This is a genomic window from Burkholderia sp. JKS000303 (assembly GCF_002563755.1).
Taxonomy (GTDB): domain Bacteria; phylum Pseudomonadota; class Gammaproteobacteria; order Burkholderiales; family Burkholderiaceae; genus Burkholderia; species Burkholderia anthina_B.
On the sequence record NZ_PDBZ01000003.1, the window covers coordinates 934,895 to 953,278 of the forward strand.

The window sequence follows — 18,384 nt, forward strand, 5'->3', positions numbered from 1 at the left end:
ATGAGCTTCTGGGACTTCACCCGGAGTCCGGCCAGCGCCCGGCTGCTGGTCGATTTCGGCGACGCGCGCGGCGTGTCGCGCACGAAGCTGCTGGCCGGCACGGGCCTCGCGGACGCGCAGCTCGACGATCCGAACGTCGAGGTGACGGCCGCGCAGGAGCTGCGGCTGACCGGCAACCTGCTGCGCGCGCTCGGGCGGGCGCCGGGCCTCGGCTTCGAGGTCGGGCAGCGCTATCACTTCTCCGCATACGGCGTCTGGGGCTACGGACTGATCGCGAGCGCGACCGCGCGCGACGCGCTGGCGCTCGCGATGCGCTTTCTGCCGCTCACGTATGCGTTTACCGTGATCACGTATCGCGAGGAACCTGGCGCGGGCGTGCTCAATTTCGGGGCGCCGGAACTCGACGCCGACCTGAGCCGGTTCCTCGTCGAGCGCGACATGACGGCCGCGGCCGTGCTGCTGCAGGAAATCGGCGGCGGCGATTTCGCGTTGTCGCGCTTCACGATGCAGGCCGCGGGCATCGCGGGTGGCACGGCATCGGTGCCGCGCATCGCCGGTATCGAGCCGGCGTTCGGTGCGCGCGCGAACACCCTCGCATTCGACCGCGCGTTTCTCGACCGGCCGCTGCCGCATGCGAATCCGCTGACGGTGTCGATGTGCGAGCAGATGTGCAGCCAGCTCGTCGACGCGCGGCGCGCACGCGTAGGCACGGCGGAGATGGTGCGGCAATATCTGACGGCGACGCCCGGCAATGTGCCGTTCTCGCTCGAGGACATGGCGCGGCTGATGAACACGAGCCCGCGCACGCTGAAGCGCCGGCTGCAGGACGAAGGCACGACGTTTCGCACGCTGCTCGCGCAGGCGCGCGGCGCGATGGCCGAGACGCTGCTCGGCGACGCGCATCTGTCGCTGACGGAGGTGGCCGAGCGGCTCGGCTTCAGCGACCTGTCGAGCTTTTCGCAGGCGTTCAAGCGCTGGTATGGCGTGCCGCCGGGTACGTATCGCAGCGGTCTGCTGCGCGACGGCGAATCGTACTGATTCGCACGGGTTTGCGCCGAGTCGCGCAATGCCGTGCGCGTGGCGTGTCGTCCACGCTTCCCTCAACCTGATGATGAAAGGCCCCGCATGATCACGATTCGCCCGATGATCGAAGACGATTTCCCGCGCTTCTGGCCCACGTATCAAGCGATCGTCGCCGCTCAGGAAACCTATGCATTGGATCCGGCGCCGACGCGCGAAGCGGCCCGCGCGCTGTGGCTCGACGCGTCGCTCTGCACGTGGGTCGCCGAAGAGGACGGCGTGCTGCTCGGCTCGTACTACCTGAAGGCGAATGCGGCCGGCCCCGGCAACCATGTGTGCAACTGCGGCTACATGGTCAGCGAGGCCGCGCGCGGCCGCGGCGTTGCCCGCCTGATGTGCGAGCACTCGCAGCAGGTGGCGCGCGAGCGCGGATTTCTCGCGATGCAGTTCAACTTGGTGGTCGCGACGAACGAGGTCGCGATTGCGTTGTGGCGGAAGCTCGGCTTCGACGTCGTCGGCCGCCTGCCGCGCGCGTATCGCCACGCACGGCACGGTTTCGTCGACTGCCTCGTGATGTTCAAGTGGCTCGGCGACAAGGCGGCTGCCGACGCCTGATTCGACGTCGGACGGCGAATGCGCCGTCGAACCCGATCCGCTCGTCGAGCATGAGCGTGCCGCACGTGAAGATCAGGGCGAGGGAGGGGACTGCCGTGCGCCCGCCGTCGGTGTTCCGGCCCCGGCGATCCCGGCGATTTTCTGGCACCATCTGACGACTTCGTGCGCCGGTTGCGACCGCGCGCACACACCGCCGTCCCGGCGGGATGATTCGAACCACGACGGAGACACCCCGATGCGCGCAGCGCCGCAACCGGAGCACGCCGGCCACGCACGGCCGGACGCCGGCGCAAAAGACCCCGACCGCATGGCCGCGTGGCGGCTCGCGATCTGCCTGTCGCTCGGCAGCGCGATCGCACTCGGTCTCGCACGTTTCTCGTATGCGCTGCTGCTGCCGCCGATGAAGGCCGATCTCGGCTGGAGCTTCGCGCAGGCCGGCGCGCTGAACACGGCCAACGCAGCCGGCTACCTGATCGGCGCGCTCGCATTCCCGTTCCTGTCCAGACGCTGGCGCACCGGCACGCTGCTGGCGGCCGGCTGCGCGCTCACGGCGGTGCTGATGGCCGCATGCGGGATCACGTCCGGCACGAACGCGCTGCTGATCGCGCGGCTCGCGACCGGTATCGGCAGCGCGCTGATCTTCATCAGCGGCGGCTTGCTGGCCGCGCGGCTCGCGTCGGCGTCGCCGCGCGATGCGGGGCTGCTGCTCGGGCTCTATTACGGCGGCACGGGATGGGGGATCGTCGCGTCGTCGCTGCTGGTGCCGGCGACGCTCGCACATGGCCTGCACGGCTGGCAGCCCGCGTGGTTCGCGCTCGCGTTCGCGTGCGTGCTGTTCTCGATGCTGGCCGTGTCGGCCGCGCGTCGCATCGAACGCGGGCATGCGGCGCCGGCCGCGCCGCGCGACGGCACCGCGCCGGCCGTGAGCGCGAGCCCGGCGCGCTTCGCGCTTGCGCTCGGCGGCTACGGCCTGTTCGGCGTCGGCTATATCGGCTACATGACGTTCATCGTCGCGCTGCTGCGCGGCGCGGGGATGAGCGGCACGGTCGTGTCCGCGTTCTACGTGATGCTCGGCATCGCCACCGTCGTGTCGGCGCGGCTATGGTCGGGGCTGCTCGACCGGATGCGCGGCGGCCAGGCGCTGGCCGTGCTCAATGCGCTGCTCGGCGTCGCGACGCTGATGCCGGCGATCTTCGTGCATCCGGCGGCCGCGTTCGCATCGGGCGTGCTGTTCGGCGCGACGTTCCTGTCGGCGGTCGCGGCGACGACCGCGTTCGTGCGTCACAACCTGCCGCCGGAAGGCTGGGCAAAGGGGATCAGCGCGTTCACGACGATCTTCGCGTTCGGGCAGATCGCCGGGCCGGTCGCGATCGGCTGGGTGTCGGACAGCGCGGGGCTCGCGCGCGGGCTGGTGTATTCGGCGCTCACGCTGTTCGCGGGCGCCGCGCTGGCGGCCGGACAGCGCGCGTTGCGGGCGTCCGCGTAGCCGGCACGGGGTCGCACCGGGCGCCGCGGCGCGCGAGCCACGTTACTGCACGCAGGCCGTGCGCGACACGCGATGGAATGCGCGGCTGAAGTAGATGAGGCTGTCGCCGTCGTGGCGCACGCGGATCGACGTCGCTTCGATGAACATCACCGAATGCGAGCCGACTTCCTTCATCTCGGCGATCGTGCCCTGCAGGCTCGCGAGCGCATCGCGCAGCACGGGTACGTCCTGCTCGCCGCGATCCCACACCGGCAGCTCGAAGCGCCGCTCCATCGGCAGCTCGGTCATCCCCGCGAAATGCTGCGCGAGCAGTTCGTGCTCGGCCGGCAGTACGTTGATGCACACGTGACGATTGCGCTCGAAGATCGCATGCATCGCGCTCGACCGGTTCAGGCACACGAGCAGCGTCGGCGGCGCGTCGGTGACGGAGCAGACGGCGCTCGCGGTGATCCCGCAGCGGCCGTGCGGCCCCGCGGTGGTGATGACGTTGACGGCCGCGCCGAGGTGGGCCATCGCTTGCCGGAAGGCCTTTTGCGCGTCGGTCGGTTCGGCGCGCGCCGGTTGCGGGGTATCGGTCGTTGCGGACATGGGCGCTCCTGGTTGGATGAGGGTGGCAACGCATGGGCGTTCCATATGTAAACGGACCCTAGCGTACGTCGCGAAAATGCCGCCGACCATTCGCACGAACGATGACGAAGGTGGCGTTCGCGCCAACGTATCTAAAGGTTCTACCTAGATGCACGGCACGCTGCGCGAAAAAAAGTGCGATTGTGCGTTCGCGCGGTACGTCAAGGGGTATTCAGCGGATTTTCGGCTCGCTATGATGTGCCGCATACCCCGACGAACGACGCCTGCCGCACCCGCGTCGCGCGTGATACCGATACCGATATTTTGCGAGACACCCCGATGACGTCACCCGCTCCGATCGTATACATCGTCGACGACGACAGCGGCATGCGGACGTCGCTCGCGTGGCTGCTCGAATCGGTCGGCATCGCGTCCGAAGGATTCGCGAACGCGGCCGATTTTCTTGCGCGCTTCGACGTGAACCAGCCCGCGTGTCTGGTGCTCGACGTGCGGATGCCGGAGAAAAGCGGTTTCGACGTGCAGGCGGAATTGAATGCGCGCGGCGCGACGCTGCCGGTGATCTTCGTCAGCGGACACGGCGACATCCCGATGTCGGTGCGCGCGCTGCAGAACGGCGCGATCGATTTCGTCGAGAAGCCGTACAACTCGCAGCAGATGCTCGAGCGCGTGCAACGCGCGCTGCGGCTCGCGCAGCAGCGGCACGCGGTCGACCGGCGTCATCGCGAGCTGCGCCAGCGGCTCGATGCGCTGACCGCGCGCGAGAAGGAAGTGCTGCGCGGCGTCGTCGACGGCAAGGGCAGCAAGCAGATCGCTTCGGACCTGTCGATCAGCGTGAAGACCGTCGACGTGCATCGCGCGAGCATCAAGGAGAAGCTCGGCGCGACGTCGATCGCCGCGCTGGTGCGCGACGTAATGGTCGTGTGGGGCGACGACGGGGAGTCGTCGCGCTGACGGTCGGGCCTGCAAGCGGACGGGCTTGTGCGTGCAGGTCGCGTCGCGCGAAGCATGCCAGGCACGCGACGCAGCCGACGTGCGGGCACCACGCACCACATGCACCACATGCACCGCGCACGGCACCGGTCGACACCGCGCGCTCGATGCCTGCCGCCCGTTCAACGCATGTACAACCCGCCGTTGATATCCCAACATGCACCGTTCGCGAAATGCGCATCGCCGGACGCGAGCAGCACGGCCGCATCCGCGACGAAGCCGGCCGACCCGAGCTTGCCGCCCGGCAGGCTCGCGAGCACCTGGCGCAACTTTTCCGGCGCGACGCTTTCGTGGACGATCGGCAAATCGAGCGGGCCCGGCGAGATGGCGTTGACGGTCACGCCCTGCGCGGCGAGATCGCGTGCGAACACCTTGGTCAGCGTCAGCGTGCCGCCTTTCGCCGCAGCGTAGTGCGCACCCGTCGCCGAGCCGCCGTTCTGCCCGGCGAGCGACGCGATGTTGACGATGCGGCCCGCGCCGCGCGTCGCGAAGTACTGGCCGAACACCTGGCAGCCGAACAGCACGCTGCGCAGGTTCACGTCGATCACCTGGTCGAACTGCTCGGCCGTGATCTCCATCGCGGGCACGACCTTCGACGCGCCCGCATTGTTCACGAGCACGTCGATCGTGCCCCAGCGTGCGACGAGCGCATCGCGCGCGGCTTCGAAATCGCGTTTCGACGTGACGTCGAGCGGCAGTGCGATCGCGCGTTCGCCGCTTGCATCGAGTTCGCGCGCATGCGCGTGAATGGCGTCGGCGGCGATGTCGGCCAGCGCGACGCGATAGCCGGCCGCATGAAAGCGTTCGGCGATGACGGCGCCGAGCCCGCGCGCAGCGCCGGTGACGAGAACGACTCGGTCTGACATGGTGCGTGATTCCCTGGTTCGCGGGCGCGCATCGGACGCGGCGCCCGCATCGTGGTTCATGCGGCGAGCGCCGCTTCGAAGTGCGCGGCCAGCGCGCACACCTGTTCGTCCGTGCCCTTGCGTCCGACGATCTGCAGCCCGGCCTTCAGCGGCGTGCCCGCGAGCGGCAGCGGCAGGCTGAGCGCCGGATGGCCGCTCAGGTTGAACGGCCGGATCAGCGACGACATCGCAATCACCGATACGCCGTCGCGTGCCTGCTGCAGCGTGATCGGCAGCGCGGGCAGCGTCGGCAGCACCAGCACGTCCGCGCGTTCGAGCGCAGCGTCGACCTGCGCGGTGAAGCGCGCGCGCACGGCTTCGGCTTCCGCGAGCGCGGCCGGTGTCGTCGTCGCGGCGGCACGCAACCGTGCATCGAGATCGGCGCCGAGCTTGCCGGTTGCGACGAGATGACCGAACGCGCGCGACGTTTCCGCGTTGATGACCGAGAGCCCTGCCGCGAACGCGGCGGCCATGTCATCGAGCACGACATCGTGCGAACGCAGCCCCGATGCGCGCACGGCTGCGTCGAGCGCGGCGGCGATGGCCGGATCGGCGTCGACGATCACGCGCGCGATCGTGCAGCCGGCAGCGGGCGCTGCCGCACGCACCCGGTCGAAGCCGGGCGCGATGGCGGCCATCACGGCCGCGAGCGTGCGGATATCGCGTGCGAACGGCCCGACGCAATCGAGCGTGGTATCGGCGGGCGCGACGCCGCGCCGCGATACGCGGCCGAACGTCGGCTTGAGGCCCGTCACGCCGCAGCAGGCGGCCGGCCCGCGAATCGAGCCGCCGGTGTCGGTGCCGAGCGCGGCGTCGACCGTGCCGAGCCCGACGAGCGACGCCGATCCGCTCGACGAGCCGCCCGGAATGCGCGTTGCGTCCTGCGGATTGACCGGCGTGCCGGTGGTGTCGTTGATGCCGGTCATGCCGAACGCGAGCTCGTGCATGTTCGCCTTGCCGGCGATCTGCCAGCCGGCATCGAGCAGCAGCCGGACCACGTCCGCGTGCTGTGCGGCGGGCGGCGCGTCGGCGAGCGCGCGGCTCGCCGCGCGGGTCGGATGGCCGGCGATGTCGATCGTGTCCTTGATCGCGATCGTCGGGCCTGGCCCGCCCAGCGTGAAGGTGTCGATGAAGCCTGTCATGGTGCGATGGCCTGCGATGGTGTGCGATTGCGGTGAAGGGGTTCAGGACCGCGGCGCGGCGGCGAGCGGCCACGGGCCGTCGAGCACGCGCTCGGTGCGGAAATGGCGGATCAGCCAGGCCGGGCCGTCGCCCGACGGTGCGAAATCAATCGTCAGCCGGGCGGCGATCAGCTCGGCCGTGCCGTCAGCGTAGCGCGATGTCTGCAGCATGATCCAGCGGCCGCGCGCGCTCGCACGCTCGAGGTCGATCTCGATCGACTCCGACGTCAGGAAATGCAGGTTCGCCGCGAAATGCGGATCGGGCGGCAGGTAGCGGCGCAGCATCGCGACGATCGCCTCCGTGCCTTCGAGCCGGCCGAACTTGCTCGCGTACTGCGGGCCGATGCCTTCCCATATCGCATCGGGCGTGAACAGCGCGGCGAGCGCCGGGCCGTCGCCGGCATCCTCGGGCACGTCGCACAGCGCCATGTAGCGCGTGATCGTCGCGCGCACCGCGCGTTCGGCGTCGAGCGCCGCGACGCGCCGCACGAGCGCGTCGAGTGCTTCGATCGTACGCGTCGAATCGGGACCGGTCATCGCGTGCCTCACGCCGCGGGCTTCGCGGCCGGCGGCACGGTTAGCGCACGGCCGACGCGCGCCTCGATCTTGCCGTAGCGCCACAGGTTGTATTCGCCGACCGGCGTCGTGCGATACAGGTTGCACACGGCGACCGTCGTGTCGAAGTCGGCGACGTCGGCCATGATGTAGAACGTCCACGGCGCACCGTCGGCCTGGCCGACGACGAGACGATCGTCGTCCATCACGCCGAGCACGCGCACGCCGGGCATCGCCTCGACGGCGGCGAGCATCGCGCCGTACGCTTGCCACACTTCGCCGATCTTCTCGCGCGGCAGGTCGAAGAAGTTCTGCGACACGCCGCAGCAGAACAGGACGCGCAGCGGCAGCGGATTCGAATCGGACATGACAGGTTCTCCTGAAGAATGGGGTTCGGTTGCGTCGAAGCCGGTCGACGCGGCTTACAGATAGCCGGGAAACGGCGTGACGCCGGTAAACACCGCACCGGCGCCGTCGAAGTTGCCTTCGCCGAGAAACGCGTGCTGCGTGACGACCATCGCGTCGCGCAACAGCCGCTGCAGCGGATGCGTGCGATAGATCGCGGCCGTGCCGCCGAGACGGTATGCGCGCTCGACCACGCTCGCGCCTTCGCGGGCGATATGCGTGGCGGCGAGCCTCAGCAGGCTGACCTGCTCGGCCGTCACGGGGTTCCCGGCGAGGATCGATTGCCAGACGGAATCGGTCGCGTCGTAGAAGAACGCGCGCGCCGAGCGCAGTTGCGCCTCGGCCTTCGCGAGCTCGATGCGGTAGTACGCGCGATCGGCGAGGCGCGGTGCGCCGGTGGTCGTCTGGCGGCCGCCCGACATGCGGTTCACGACGTCGAGCGCCGCGCGCGCGAGCCCGAGGTTGACGACGGCGAGCACCTGCGCCGCATAGGCGACGGTCGGGTAGCGGTACAGCGGCTCGTCGACGGTCGGCTCGCCGCCGCGCACGAAGGTCCACGCTTCGGGCACGAAGCGGTCGTCGACGCGCAGGTCGTGGCTGCCGGTGCCCTGCATGCCGACCACGTTCCAGTTCTCGACGATCTGCACGTCGCTTGCGCGGAACACGGCCGTGCGCGGCTTGTTCGGCGCGGCGTCCTGTGCGCCGGGCACCGCGATGCCGACGCCGAGCCAGTCGGCGCCCTTGCAGCCGCTCGCGAATTTCCACGTGCCGTTCACGCGCCAGCCGCCGGGCGCCGATTGCGCCGGCTGCACGGGGAACAGCCCGCCCGCGAACACCTGGTCGGGGCCGCTTGCGTACAGCTCGGCCTGCGTGTCGAGCGGCAACGCGGCGAGATAGACGTTCGCGGAACCGAAGCTGGCGACCCATGCCGCGGAACCGTCGGCGGTCGCGATCCGCTCGATCAGGTCGAGGAACGCGGTCGGCGCGAGCGCATCGCCGCCGAAGCGGCGCGGCGTGCCCGCGCGATAGATGCCGGCTTCCTTGAACAGCGCGATCACGTCGCGCGGCACGTGCGACAGGCGGTCGAATTCGTCGCGGCGCGCGGTGACGATTTCGAGCACCGCGTCGAGCGGCGACACGCGCGCGGCCGCTTCGCGGACCGCATGCGGCGAGGGGGACGCGGCGTCGATGGCGAGGGCGGCGTTGGGCATGGCTGTCTCCTGGGGATAGGGTTCGATTGCGGGGCAAGACGATGGAGCCAGTCTAGAAACACCGAAAAACCGCAGCAATTGGTGCGTAAGGCCGCGCGACTGGTGGCGCTCCGTGCCGGACTAAAGAAATCTTCAGATGCGGGCCGCGCACGCCGGTGCTATGTTGAACATCCGGCCGCGCGACGCCGCGCGCCTTCATCCGAATCCGATCATGAGTTTCCCCGACGAAGACGATTTCCACCGGCTGCTCGACGCGCTGACCACCTGCGTGCTGCTGCACGACGCGCATACCCGGGCGATCGTGTGGGCGAACCGCGCCGCCTGCATCGCGCTCGGCTTTTCCGTCGAGGAACTGCTGCCGCTGAAGGCGCCGGACATGACGCGCCCCGAGCCGAAATACCGGCGCGAGATCGCGGTGAGCGCATGGGATCGCGCGCTCGTCGACGGGCCGCAGGTGTACGAATGGTGCTATCGGTCGCGCACGGGCGTCGACATGCTGTCCGAGGCCACCGCGACCTACGTGCCGCTGCGCGGACGCGATGTCGTGATGGTGCAGTTCCGCGACATCAGCGCGGAAGAGGCGGTTCGCCAGCAACTGCGTCGCTACGAGGCGCGGCTGCGCGAGTTCATGCAGGATCTCGACGAAGGGATCGCGGTCGTGACGCCGCATGGCGGCGTGCAGTTCATCAGCGAGTCGGGCCGCCGCGTGCTCAGGCTCGCGCCCGACGAAGCGCTCGGCGAGGTACTCGACTACTGCTCCGAGGCCGATCGCGACCGGCTCGTCGCGCAGTTGCGCGACGCACCGTCGGCGTGCCCGTCCGCGCCGCAGCGCTACCGGATCGTGCGGCGCGACGGCTCGCCATGCTGGTTGCGCATCCTGTGCCGGCAGGTCGAGATCGAAGGCGATCTCGACGGGCTGCTCGTACAGTTCCGCGACGTGAGCGACGAAGTCGCGATCGAGGACGCGCGGCGCGCCGAGGCGCGGATGCTCGAATACGCGGGGCGCTACAACGCGATGGGCGAGATGGCGAGCGTGATCGCGCACGAGCTGAGCCAGCCGCTGGCGGCCGTGCGCAACTTCATCGAGGGCGCGGTGCAGCGGCTGAACACGCGCGGCGCCGTCGACGATGCGATCTGGGGGCTGCGCAGCGCCGATCGGCAGGCCGAGCATGCGGCGTTGATCATCAAGAGCGTGCGCGAATTCATCGTGAAGCGCGAACCGGTCGTCGCGCTTGCCGACCTGCGCGAGATCCTCGCCGACGTCGCGTATTTCATCGAACTGCGGGCGAAGGAAGCGGGCGTGACGGTCGCGATCGTGCAGGCCGACGCGCCGCTGCCGATTCGCTGCGAGCGCGTGCTGATCGGGCAGGTGATGCTCAACCTCGCGTTCAACGCGATTGAGGCGTTCGCCGGCTGCGAGCGTGCGTCGTGCACGCTGACGCTCGGCACCGCGAACGTCGACGGGTACGCGGAGCTGCGCGCGATCGACAACGGGCCGGGGATTGCGGAAGGTGCGCACGACCGGCTGTTCGACGGCTTCTCGTCGTCGAAGGCCGGCGGCAATGGAATCGGACTGTCGCTGTGCAAGAGCATCGTCACGCGTCACGGCGGGCGCATCGTCGCGAGCCCGGCCGCGGGCGGCGGGCTCGACTGCCGCGTGACGCTGCCACTTGCCGGCGCAGCGCACGCATAGCCGCTGCATTGCATCACGGCCGCGAAGGACATCACGGCAGGGCGGCGGCGCACGATGGCGCGACGCCCGGCCCATGATCAGCGCCCCAGCGACCGTGCGGTCTGGCCGCCGATCCCGAAGTCGGTGTTCGGGATGTCCTTGATGATCACGCGCGTCGCCTGCAACGGCGCGTCGAGCACGTTCGCAGCGGCGTCGGAAAGCGCTGCGATCAACGCGCGCTTCTGCTCGTCGGTGCGGCCGGCGATCAGGATCGCGACGATCACCGGCAGCGACGGCGGCGCGCCATCGGCTGCCGTGCGGCCGCCGAGGCCGATATGTGTCGCCGGCAATTCGGTGAGCAGCACGCGCACCGATTCGATCGGCGCGCCGATCGCGTCGACGGTCGCGTGGCTGAGCCGTGCGATCAGTTCGGCCTTGCGGGTGTCGTCATGGCCGGCCGGCAGGAAAACTTCGAGTGTGGGCATGGTCGTCGGGAAAGGTGAAGGTGACCGGCTCACCGTTGCGCTGGCGATGGTGAACCGGCGGCCGCTCACAGGTGAAGGTGCCCGGCTCACCATTGCGTTGGCGACGGCGAACCGGTGGCCGCTCACAGGTGAAGGTGCCCAGCTCACCGTTGCGCTGGCGATGGTGAACCGGCGGCCGCTTACAGGTGAAGGTGTCCGGCTCACCGTTGCGCTGGCGACGGCGAACCGGCGGCTGCTCACAGGTGAAGGTGCCCGGCTCACCGTTGCGCTGGCAATGGCGAACCGGCGGCCGCTTACAGCAGGAACCCGATCGCGCTGAGCGCTTCGGTCGAGTCGATCAGGCGCACGACCTTCTCCGCGATCCGCATCTCGCCGTCGGCATCGACCTGCAGCTTGTGCGTGACGTCGGCCGCGAACAGCGTCGCGACGCCGCGCTTGTACGCGACGACCACCTGCGCGGACTTCAGCTCGACGATGCCGGCGCTGCCGCTCTCCAGCGTGAAGCGCGACACGGTGCGCACCGTGCGCGCCGCGTCGGCTGCCGACGCCGAGTAACCCGACACCATGCGCTGCACGCGCTTCTCGCGCATGTCGTGATCGTCGAACACGTAGTTCAGCGTGGCCGCGAAGTCGGTCGCGTCGGGATCGATCGGCACCACGTAGTGGCCGGCCGGGTCCCACAGATCGAGCCACGCGCGATAGTCGCGGCGATCCAGCATTTCGGCTTCACGCCATACGAATTCCACCGCACGGGCGAAGGTCTGCTCGGAAAGGAGGGCGTTGCGGTCGTCCATTATTGTTGCTCCATCATCTTGCGCCATTGCTGGTAGGCCTCGCGCATGCCGGTCTCGTCGGTCGCATGCGCGGTCTTTTCGCCGTTCGCGGCGGTCGTCTCGCGGTTCAGCCCGCGATTCACGAGGATCGGCACGTCGGGGCCCGCATGCGCGCCGCGCTGCACGCGCTCCCACGCTTCCGCGTCGTCGGGGCTGCCGAAGCCGAACGGGCCCTGGAAATGCTCGTGGATGCGCAGCCGTTCGCGGTTCGCTTCGTCCGGGCCGCCGTCCATCGCGAGCGCGACGTGACGGATCTCGGTTTCGTTCGCGGAGATCGGCCGCAGCACGCGGAAGAACGCCATCGACAGCGCGAGGTTCGGGAACAGGTTCAGGTTGAAGCCCACGCCCATCAGCGAGCGCACGATGCGACGCACCTCGTCCGGCGTGTGGCGCTCGGCGAGCTTCGCCGCGAGCGGCGCGAAACGTTCGGCCAGCGGCGCGCCGTCGTCTTCGTCGAGATCGACCAGCTCGGGCATCAGCACCGCGAGGCTGTGGCCGTTGCCGAGCGAGCGGCAGAACGCATCGTCGCTCGTCATGAAGCTCGTGATCGCGGCGGCGGTTTCGTCGTCGATCGACTTCATCCACGACTTGTGCACGACCGGGAAGTGATAGAGATCCGTCGTGTTCTCGAGCTGGATCTTCCAGTTGCCCTTGAACTTGAACTTGTGCTCGCCGTTCGCCTTGATCGGGTAGCCGGCGCCCTGCTTCATGAACAGGTCGATCCACGGCTTCGCGCCGCCGAGGAAATCCTCGAGCGGCTCGATGTCGTCGTTGAAGCTCGCGAAGATCAGACCCTGATACACGCCGACGCGCAGTTTCACGAGCGGCAGGTCGCCTTTCTCGCACACGCCTTCGTAACCGTCGCCATACGGCAGCGCGCGCAGCGTGCCGTCGAGCGCATACGACCAGCTGTGGTACGGGCACGTGAAGCCCTTCGCGTTGCCCTTGTGCGATTCGCACACGGTCGCGCCGCGATGGCGGCAGCGGTTTTGCAGCACGTTGATCTCGCCGGTCTTGTCGCGCACGACGATCACCGGCTGGCGGCCGATCGTGGTCGTGATGAAGTCGCCGGGCTTCGGCAGTTCGCTCTCGTGCGCGACCCAGATCCAGGTGCGGTAGAAGATGCGGTCGAGCTCGGCTTCGAACAGCGCCGGGTCGTGATACATCGCGGGCGCGATGCGGTCGGGCTGCGCGAAGCCATGCAACGCGCGGGTGTCGATCGTCTGGTAGGAAGTGTCGCTCATCGTCGTCGTGGGGAAAGAGTCGCGAAATCGGGCCGCGCTGTGCGCAGCGTCGGGAGACCAGTCTCGTCTTCTGCTACATATCCGTCAAATTGATCTAAAATTGCCAATCAAATAAATACGGCAAATGATGGAGGTCACGATGACATCGGTCGATCATCTCGATCTGAACCTGTTGCGGGTGTTCCAGGCGATCGTCGAGGAACGCAGCCTGACCAAGGCCGGCGAGCGGCTCGCGCTGTCGCAGCCGGCCGTCAGCTATTCGCTCGGGCGGCTGCGCACGCTGTTCGACGATCCGCTGTTCGTGCGCACGCGCGCGGGGATGCAGCCGACGCCGGTCGCGCTCGAACTCGCGGGCATCGTCGGCAAGGCGCTCGACATGGTGCGGGTGGCGCTGCGCTATGCGGAGCGGTTCGATCCGGTGTCGAGCACGCGCACGTTCCGGCTGTCGCTGTCGGATGCGGGCGAGATGGCGTATTTGCCGGCGATCTGCCAGGCGCTGCGCGAGCGCGCGCCGCGCGTGACGCTGAGCGTGCAGCCGCTGCCGGTGGAGGAGATCGAGGAAGCGTTGCGCGCGAGCCGGCTGGATTTCGCGATCGGCAACCTGCCGGAGCTGATGCCGCGCACGCGTCACCAGGTGCTGTTCGAGGAAACCTACGTGTGCATGACGGGCCGCCGGCGCGGGGTGCCGACCGGCACGGCGCTGAGCCTCGAGCAGTTCGTGCGCGCCGCGCACGTCAACGTGAAATCGGTCGAGCACAGCCACCACGCGCTCGACGACGCGTTGCGCGCGCAGGGCGTGGGCCGCAACATCGCGCTCGAAGTGCCGCACTTCGTCGCGCTGCCGAGCGTGCTGTCGGTCACCGATCTCTATGCGACGCTGCCGAAGCGGCTCGCGCAGATCCTGAACCGCGACAACGCGTTCCGGCTGTACGACCTGCCGGTGACGCTGCCGCCCGCGCCGGTGACGATGCACTGGCACGAGCACTTTCACGAGGATGAGGGGATCGCGTGGATGCGCGCGCTGCTTGCCGAGATCGTCGAGCGGTTCGACGCGTGACGGCCGCGCGCGCCGGAACGTCGGTACATCGACGCATCAGCGCATCAACGCATCAACGCATCAAAGATCGAGGACGAGCACCGCCGAGCGAGCTCGCGACACGCAGCAGCAGATCACCGTGTTGCTCGCACGTTCGGCCTTGCTCAGGCAATGGTCGCGATGATCGGGTTCGCCGTCGATCACCGGCACCATGCAGGTGCCGCACACGCCTTCGCCGCATGACGTATCGACCTCGATGCCGATTTGCGCGAGCGCGTCGACGATCGACGTGTCGGGCGCGACGCGCACCGACTGGCCGCTGCGCTGCAGGCGCACTTCGAAGCCTTCCGCCGGGGCGGCATCGGTCGCGGCGTCGGCCGCGACCGGTTCCGCCGCGAAGCGTTCGAGATGCATCGCGTCTTCCGGAATCCGCGTGGCCGCCGCCGTGACGACCGCATCCATGAACGGGCCGGGGCCGCACGTGTACACATGGGCGTGCGCGTCGATCGCCTCGATGCAGCGGCCGAGTTCGGCCGCGAGCGCGTCCGGTTCGATCCCGTAGTGGAACGTCACGTGCGACGCGAACGGCTCGGCCGACAGTTCGTCGGCGAACGCCGCGTGTTCGCGGCTGCGCGCGAAGTAGTGCAACTGGTAGCGCGCGCCGCGCTGTTCGAGCGCGTACGCCATCGACAGCAGCGGCGTGATGCCGATCCCGGCCGCGATCAGCACGTGCTCGCTCGCCTGATCCGTCAGACGAAACAGGTTGCGCGGCGCGCCGATCGACAACTCCGCGCCGACGCACACGTCGTCGTGCAGCGAGCGCGAGCCGCCGCGCGACTGCGCTTCCTTCTTCACCGCGAACAGATAGCTGCCGCGTTCGTCGGGGCGGCCGCACAGCGAGTATTGCCGCGTGATGCCGGACGGCGCGGTGACGTCGATATGGGCGCCGGGTTCGTACGCATCGAACGGCTGGCCGTCGACGCGCGAAACCCGGAAACAGCGGATGTCCTGCGCCGCGTCGATCAGCGCGTCGATCCGGACCTGGTGGCGATTCGCTTGCATGGGGTGTTCCGTGGGGAGGGGGAAAACCGGCGCGGCAGAGTCCGCGCCGTCATGCGATCGAGAATAGGGATGGGCATCGCATAAATCAAATTGATTAAAAAGCGATGCCTGAATCAGCGGGATGGATAATGGTTGGCGAACGGGGCGATGCCGCTCAGCGCGCGGCAACCGCGTCGCCGCGGTCGGCGACCGGCGCGACCGACGCCGACGCATGACCGCGTTCGCGCTCGAGGCTGCGCCGATACTGCCGGCATCCGGCCGCGAGCAGCAGCGCCGCGAGCGTGGCCGCCGCGACGTTGACGATCGACATCGAATGGCCGACCGCGGCCGGCACGCCGAACACGCGATCGGTGAACAGCGCGACGACGGTCGTGCCGATGCCGAGCGCGATCAGGTTCGACACGAGCAGGAACAGCGCGGAGATCTGCGCGCGCATCTGGTTCGGCGCGAGCGTCTGCATCGCGGCGGTCGAGGTCGGCATCGGGAACGACGCGAAGAACATCGCGACGACGAGCATCGCGAGTGACGCCGGCAGGCTGTCGAGCTGCGTGAACAGCGTGGCCGGAATCACCATGCACGCGGCGCCGATCGCGCCGGCGCGCATCGGCGCATCGGTGCGGCCGCGCCGCAGCAGCCAGTCGTTGAGCCAGCCGCCGCAGAACACGCCGGCCGTATTCGCGACGAGCAGCACGATGCCGAGCGTGTAGCCGGCTTCGACGGCCGTCATCCCGAAGCGGCGGATATAGAACGCGGGCGTCCAGCTCAGCAGGCAGTACAGCGTCATCGCATAGAACGAGAAGCCGAGGTAGTGGCACGTGAAGGTCGCGCGATGCGTGCCGACGAAGCGCAGCGAATCGCGCATCGACACGCGCCGCACGGCGCCCGAGCGGTCCTGCGCGAGCCCCTTGCGCTGCGGATCGCGCACGGTCGCGGCGAACAGCAGCGCGACCAGCAGGCCCGGCAGCCCGACGATCAGGAACGTGACCTGCCACGCGTGCACCTGCCCGACGACCGGGAGCGTGAACGCGCTCGCATGCTTGAGCAGCGCGATCACGTAGCCGCCGATCAGGAACGCGACGCCGCCGCCGATGAACGAGCCGAGCGAATACACGGCGATCGCGCGGCCGAGCTTCTCCTTCGGGAAGTAGTCGGCGAGCATCGAATACGCGCCGGGCGACAGCGCGGCTTCGCCGACGCCGACGCCCATGCGCGCGATGAACATCTGCACGAAGTGCTGGCTCATTCCGCACGCGGCGGTCGCGACGCTCCACAGCGCGATGCCGATCGAGATGATGCGCGGTCGCGCGTAGCGGTCGGCGAGATACGCGACGGGCAGCCCCATCACCGCGTAGAACAGCGAGAACGCGAAGCCGTTGAGCAGGCTGAACTGCGTGTCGGAGAGGTGCAGGTCGCGCTTGATCGGTTCGATCATCAGGACGAGCACCTGGCGATCGACGAACGAAAAGACGTAAGCGAGCATGCAGATGACGACGACATACCATTCATACGTATAGCGCTTGCCGTCGGCAGCGCGGGCCGTGGATGCGGACATGCGGATTCTCCAGGAGCGGTGGGGAAGCGCGGCGCCGGCGTTGCGGGCCGGGCGCCGTCGCGGCGCGAAAGCGTGCGGGTGACACGTGTCGGAGACGCAGCGTAGTCGGCCAATTTCGGCCGCCATAGCCGGAGTGACAGCCGCGCCACACGGACCTTTACCGACCCGGGTAAAGAAAACACCGAGGCCGTGTGCGCGGGCCGCCGCGCAGCGCGCGTGCAGCGGGGCGCGCGCGCATCATGCGGCGCATCTATAAGCGTTATAGACCGGATTGCGTCGACGTCCGAAATTGTCGTTCCTAGACTCGGCCCGTTTTTGATCGGCAGCGTTCGCATGCGAAAGCGAACGCGCTTCACAACGAACGGCGCGATGCCGACGGGCGCCGCAATTTCTACGGGACAACGCTGATGAACCATCCGAACGGGCGAGCCGACCGGCTTGCCGTACCGCTTGCCACGCTGGCCGCCGCACTGCTGGCGTGCGCCGCGCAGCCGGCCTTCGCACAATCGAGCGTGACGCTCTACGGCCGCATCGACACGTCGATCGAATATGCGAACGCCGGGCCGAACCACGTGACGCGCATGGGCAGCGGCAACCTGTGGGCATCGCAGTGGGGGTTGAAGGGCGTGGAGGATCTCGGCGGCGGCTACGCGACGATCTTCAAGCTCGAGGACGGCTTCAACGCGGCGAGCGGCGCGCTGTCGAACAGCAGCGCGCTGTTCGGTCGCGAGGCGTGGGTCGGCATCACCGGCCCGTTCGGCGGCGTGCAGTTCGGCGAGCTTTACACGATCGTGCACACGACGCTCGTCACGTACAGCCTGCCCGGCCTCGGCGCGGGGCTCGCATGGGGCAATGCGACGAACAACTTCGTCGGCCCCGCGTTCCTGCGCGTGCGCAACTCGATGCGCTACACGTCGCCGCGCTACGCGGGGTTCATGCTGCGCGCGATGGCCGCGCGCGGCACCAACGGCGCGGCCGGCCAGCCGGCAACGCTGGGCGACACGTATGGCGCGGGCCTCAACTACGCGCGCGGCGGCTTGTCGGTCGACATCGACTACATGCAGCAGAAGTTCAGCCCGGTCGCTGCGTCCGCGCTCGGCGACACGAGCCCGGCCGCGAACGGCAACTACACGGTCGGCGCGATCTCGTACGACTTCAACGTCGTGAAGGTCGCCGCGCTCTACATGCGCCATCGCGGCGGCCCCGACGTCGCAACCGCGATCGACAGCCAGAGCGCGTATCCGCACAGCGACACGATGGAACTGAGCGCGACGGTGCCGATCGGGCGCGCGTCGCTGCTGCTGAGTGTCGGCCACTATCGGAAGGTTGCAGACAGCGCGGGGAACGCCGATTCGTACGGCATTCGTCTCGACTATCCGTTGTCGAAGCGCACGGTGCTGTACACGGGCGCCGCGATGGTGCGCAACGGCGCGCACGCGCGCTTCGTCGTGAACGGCGCGGCAGGCGGCGGCGTCGCGGTCGCGAATCCGGGCGCGACCGCCAGCTCGATCGTCGCCGGCATCCTCACGTCGTTCTGAGCGACG

At 68.9% G+C, this 18,384-nt stretch carries 19 protein-coding genes; 8 read left to right on the plus strand and 11 right to left on the minus strand.

Features of this window, described 5'->3' with window-relative positions; genetic code table 11:
* The 3 genes from BX604_RS32205 (at position 1) to BX604_RS32215 (ending at position 3,121) form a co-directional block, all read left to right on the plus strand.
* The gene (locus tag BX604_RS32205) at positions 1–1,038 is read left to right on the plus strand and encodes an AraC family transcriptional regulator (RefSeq protein WP_098554828.1); all 1,038 of its coding nucleotides are present in this window, start codon (positions 1–3) and stop codon (positions 1,036–1,038) included.
* 87 nt (positions 1,039–1,125) lie between these two features.
* Complete coding sequence (locus BX604_RS32210) at positions 1,126–1,635, plus strand: GNAT family N-acetyltransferase (RefSeq protein WP_098554829.1); 510 nt, start codon at positions 1,126–1,128, stop codon at positions 1,633–1,635.
* 235 nt (positions 1,636–1,870) lie between these two features.
* Positions 1,871–3,121 carry a YbfB/YjiJ family MFS transporter gene (locus BX604_RS32215; RefSeq protein WP_098554830.1) on the plus strand — a complete coding sequence of 417 codons (1,251 nt, stop codon included), beginning with the start codon at positions 1,871–1,873 and terminating at the stop codon, positions 3,119–3,121.
* 42 nt (positions 3,122–3,163) lie between these two features.
* On the opposite strand, the gene hpaC is transcribed toward BX604_RS32215, so the two are convergent.
* Positions 3,164–3,709 carry a 4-hydroxyphenylacetate 3-monooxygenase, reductase component gene (gene hpaC, locus BX604_RS32220; protein WP_098554831.1) on the minus strand — a complete coding sequence of 182 codons (546 nt, stop codon included), beginning with the start codon at positions 3,707–3,709 and terminating at the stop codon, positions 3,164–3,166.
* A 318-nt stretch (positions 3,710–4,027) separates the two neighbouring features.
* Here hpaC and BX604_RS32225 point away from each other — a divergent pair, with 318 nt between their 5' ends.
* Positions 4,028–4,660, plus strand: a complete 633-nt coding sequence (locus BX604_RS32225; protein ID WP_098554832.1) for a response regulator transcription factor — start codon at positions 4,028–4,030, stop codon at positions 4,658–4,660.
* Positions 4,661–4,821: 161 nt separating this feature from the next.
* Here BX604_RS32225 and BX604_RS32230 read toward each other — a convergent pair whose 3' ends face one another.
* The 5 genes from BX604_RS32230 to BX604_RS32250 are packed head-to-tail and all read right to left on the minus strand — an operon-like array spanning position 4,822 to position 8,956.
* On the minus strand, positions 4,822–5,565 hold the full coding sequence (locus BX604_RS32230; RefSeq protein ID WP_098555207.1) for an SDR family NAD(P)-dependent oxidoreductase: 744 nt from the start codon (positions 5,563–5,565) through the stop codon (positions 4,822–4,824).
* A gap of 56 nt (positions 5,566–5,621) precedes the next feature.
* Positions 5,622–6,746, minus strand: coding sequence for an amidase (locus tag BX604_RS32235; RefSeq protein WP_098554833.1), 1,125 nt, complete (start codon positions 6,744–6,746; stop codon positions 5,622–5,624).
* 42 nt (positions 6,747–6,788) lie between these two features.
* Complete coding sequence (locus tag BX604_RS32240) at positions 6,789–7,322, minus strand: nuclear transport factor 2 family protein (RefSeq protein WP_098554834.1); 534 nt, start codon at positions 7,320–7,322, stop codon at positions 6,789–6,791.
* Positions 7,323–7,330: 8 nt separating this feature from the next.
* The gene (locus BX604_RS32245; RefSeq protein ID WP_011356094.1) at positions 7,331–7,708 is read right to left on the minus strand and encodes a hypothetical protein; all 378 of its coding nucleotides are present in this window, start codon (positions 7,706–7,708) and stop codon (positions 7,331–7,333) included.
* Positions 7,709–7,762: 54 nt separating this feature from the next.
* Positions 7,763–8,956: an acyl-CoA dehydrogenase family protein gene (locus BX604_RS32250; protein ID WP_098554835.1), complete on the minus strand. Its 1,194-nt coding sequence runs from the start codon at positions 8,954–8,956 to the stop codon at positions 7,763–7,765.
* Positions 8,957–9,092: 136 nt separating this feature from the next.
* Between BX604_RS32250 and BX604_RS32255 the strand changes: the two genes are divergently transcribed.
* Positions 9,093–10,649, plus strand: a complete 1,557-nt coding sequence (locus BX604_RS32255; protein ID WP_098554836.1) for an ATP-binding protein — start codon at positions 9,093–9,095, stop codon at positions 10,647–10,649.
* Positions 10,650–10,726: 77 nt separating this feature from the next.
* Here BX604_RS32255 and BX604_RS32260 read toward each other — a convergent pair whose 3' ends face one another.
* Complete coding sequence (locus tag BX604_RS32260) at positions 10,727–11,113, minus strand: 2-hydroxymuconate tautomerase family protein (protein WP_098554837.1); 387 nt, start codon at positions 11,111–11,113, stop codon at positions 10,727–10,729.
* Between BX604_RS32260 and BX604_RS38745 the strand changes: the two genes are divergently transcribed.
* The gene (locus BX604_RS38745; protein WP_143748161.1) at positions 11,112–11,432 is read left to right on the plus strand and encodes a hypothetical protein; all 321 of its coding nucleotides are present in this window, start codon (positions 11,112–11,114) and stop codon (positions 11,430–11,432) included. The genes BX604_RS32260 and BX604_RS38745 overlap by 2 nt on opposite strands.
* On the opposite strand, the gene BX604_RS32265 is transcribed toward BX604_RS38745, so the two are convergent.
* Complete coding sequence (locus tag BX604_RS32265) at positions 11,407–11,910, minus strand: aromatic-ring-hydroxylating dioxygenase subunit beta (RefSeq protein ID WP_098555210.1); 504 nt, start codon at positions 11,908–11,910, stop codon at positions 11,407–11,409. The genes BX604_RS38745 and BX604_RS32265 overlap by 26 nt on opposite strands.
* Entirely contained in the window at positions 11,907–13,190 is a 1,284-nt protein-coding gene (locus BX604_RS32270; RefSeq protein WP_098554838.1) for an aromatic ring-hydroxylating oxygenase subunit alpha, read from the minus strand. Before BX604_RS32270 ends, BX604_RS32265 begins: the two co-directional genes overlap by 4 nt.
* A 139-nt stretch (positions 13,191–13,329) precedes the next feature.
* Here BX604_RS32270 and BX604_RS32275 point away from each other — a divergent pair, with 139 nt between their 5' ends.
* Positions 13,330–14,247, plus strand: a complete 918-nt coding sequence (locus tag BX604_RS32275) for a LysR family transcriptional regulator (RefSeq protein WP_098555213.1) — start codon at positions 13,330–13,332, stop codon at positions 14,245–14,247.
* A gap of 60 nt (positions 14,248–14,307) precedes the next feature.
* Here BX604_RS32275 and BX604_RS32280 read toward each other — a convergent pair whose 3' ends face one another.
* Together BX604_RS32280 and BX604_RS32285 are read right to left on the minus strand one after the other, a co-directional pair.
* On the minus strand, positions 14,308–15,288 hold the full coding sequence (locus BX604_RS32280; RefSeq protein WP_098554839.1) for a PDR/VanB family oxidoreductase: 981 nt from the start codon (positions 15,286–15,288) through the stop codon (positions 14,308–14,310).
* Between the two features lie 154 nt (positions 15,289–15,442).
* Positions 15,443–16,840, minus strand: coding sequence for a spinster family MFS transporter (locus BX604_RS32285; RefSeq protein ID WP_098554840.1), 1,398 nt, complete (start codon positions 16,838–16,840; stop codon positions 15,443–15,445).
* A 407-nt stretch (positions 16,841–17,247) separates the two neighbouring features.
* Here BX604_RS32285 and BX604_RS32290 point away from each other — a divergent pair, with 407 nt between their 5' ends.
* The gene (locus BX604_RS32290) at positions 17,248–18,378 is read left to right on the plus strand and encodes a porin (RefSeq protein WP_098554841.1); all 1,131 of its coding nucleotides are present in this window, start codon (positions 17,248–17,250) and stop codon (positions 18,376–18,378) included.
* Positions 18,379–18,384 lie beyond the last annotated feature (6 nt).

Bases quoted from the DNA above. Each gene is read 5' to 3' on its own strand.
- BX604_RS32230 (WP_098555207.1), bottom strand. From the start codon at position 5,565: ATGTCAGACCGAGTCGTTCTCGTCACCGGCGCTGCGCGCGGGCTCGGC.
- BX604_RS32275 (WP_098555213.1), top strand. From the start codon at position 13,330: ATGACATCGGTCGATCATCTCGATCTGAACCTGTTGCGGGTGTTCCAG.
- BX604_RS32250 (WP_098554835.1), bottom strand. From the start codon at position 8,956: ATGCCCAACGCCGCCCTCGCCATCGACGCCGCGTCCCCCTCGCCGCAT.
- BX604_RS32240 (WP_098554834.1), bottom strand. From the start codon at position 7,322: ATGACCGGTCCCGATTCGACGCGTACGATCGAAGCACTCGACGCGCTC.
- BX604_RS32285 (WP_098554840.1), bottom strand. From the start codon at position 16,840: ATGTCCGCATCCACGGCCCGCGCTGCCGACGGCAAGCGCTATACGTAT.
- BX604_RS32280 (WP_098554839.1), bottom strand. From the start codon at position 15,288: ATGCAAGCGAATCGCCACCAGGTCCGGATCGACGCGCTGATCGACGCG.
- BX604_RS32215 (WP_098554830.1), top strand. From the start codon at position 1,871: ATGCGCGCAGCGCCGCAACCGGAGCACGCCGGCCACGCACGGCCGGAC.
- BX604_RS32260 (WP_098554837.1), bottom strand. From the start codon at position 11,113: ATGCCCACACTCGAAGTTTTCCTGCCGGCCGGCCATGACGACACCCGC.
- BX604_RS32210 (WP_098554829.1), top strand. From the start codon at position 1,126: ATGATCACGATTCGCCCGATGATCGAAGACGATTTCCCGCGCTTCTGG.
- BX604_RS32290 (WP_098554841.1), top strand. From the start codon at position 17,248: ATGAACCATCCGAACGGGCGAGCCGACCGGCTTGCCGTACCGCTTGCC.
- BX604_RS32225 (WP_098554832.1), top strand. From the start codon at position 4,028: ATGACGTCACCCGCTCCGATCGTATACATCGTCGACGACGACAGCGGC.
- BX604_RS32245 (WP_011356094.1), bottom strand. From the start codon at position 7,708: ATGTCCGATTCGAATCCGCTGCCGCTGCGCGTCCTGTTCTGCTGCGGC.
- BX604_RS32270 (WP_098554838.1), bottom strand. From the start codon at position 13,190: ATGAGCGACACTTCCTACCAGACGATCGACACCCGCGCGTTGCATGGC.
- hpaC (WP_098554831.1), bottom strand. From the start codon at position 3,709: ATGTCCGCAACGACCGATACCCCGCAACCGGCGCGCGCCGAACCGACC.
- BX604_RS32255 (WP_098554836.1), top strand. From the start codon at position 9,093: ATGCGGGCCGCGCACGCCGGTGCTATGTTGAACATCCGGCCGCGCGAC.
- BX604_RS32235 (WP_098554833.1), bottom strand. From the start codon at position 6,746: ATGACAGGCTTCATCGACACCTTCACGCTGGGCGGGCCAGGCCCGACG.
- BX604_RS32205 (WP_098554828.1), top strand. From the start codon at position 1: ATGAGCTTCTGGGACTTCACCCGGAGTCCGGCCAGCGCCCGGCTGCTG.
- BX604_RS38745 (WP_143748161.1), top strand. From the start codon at position 11,112: ATGGTCGTCGGGAAAGGTGAAGGTGACCGGCTCACCGTTGCGCTGGCG.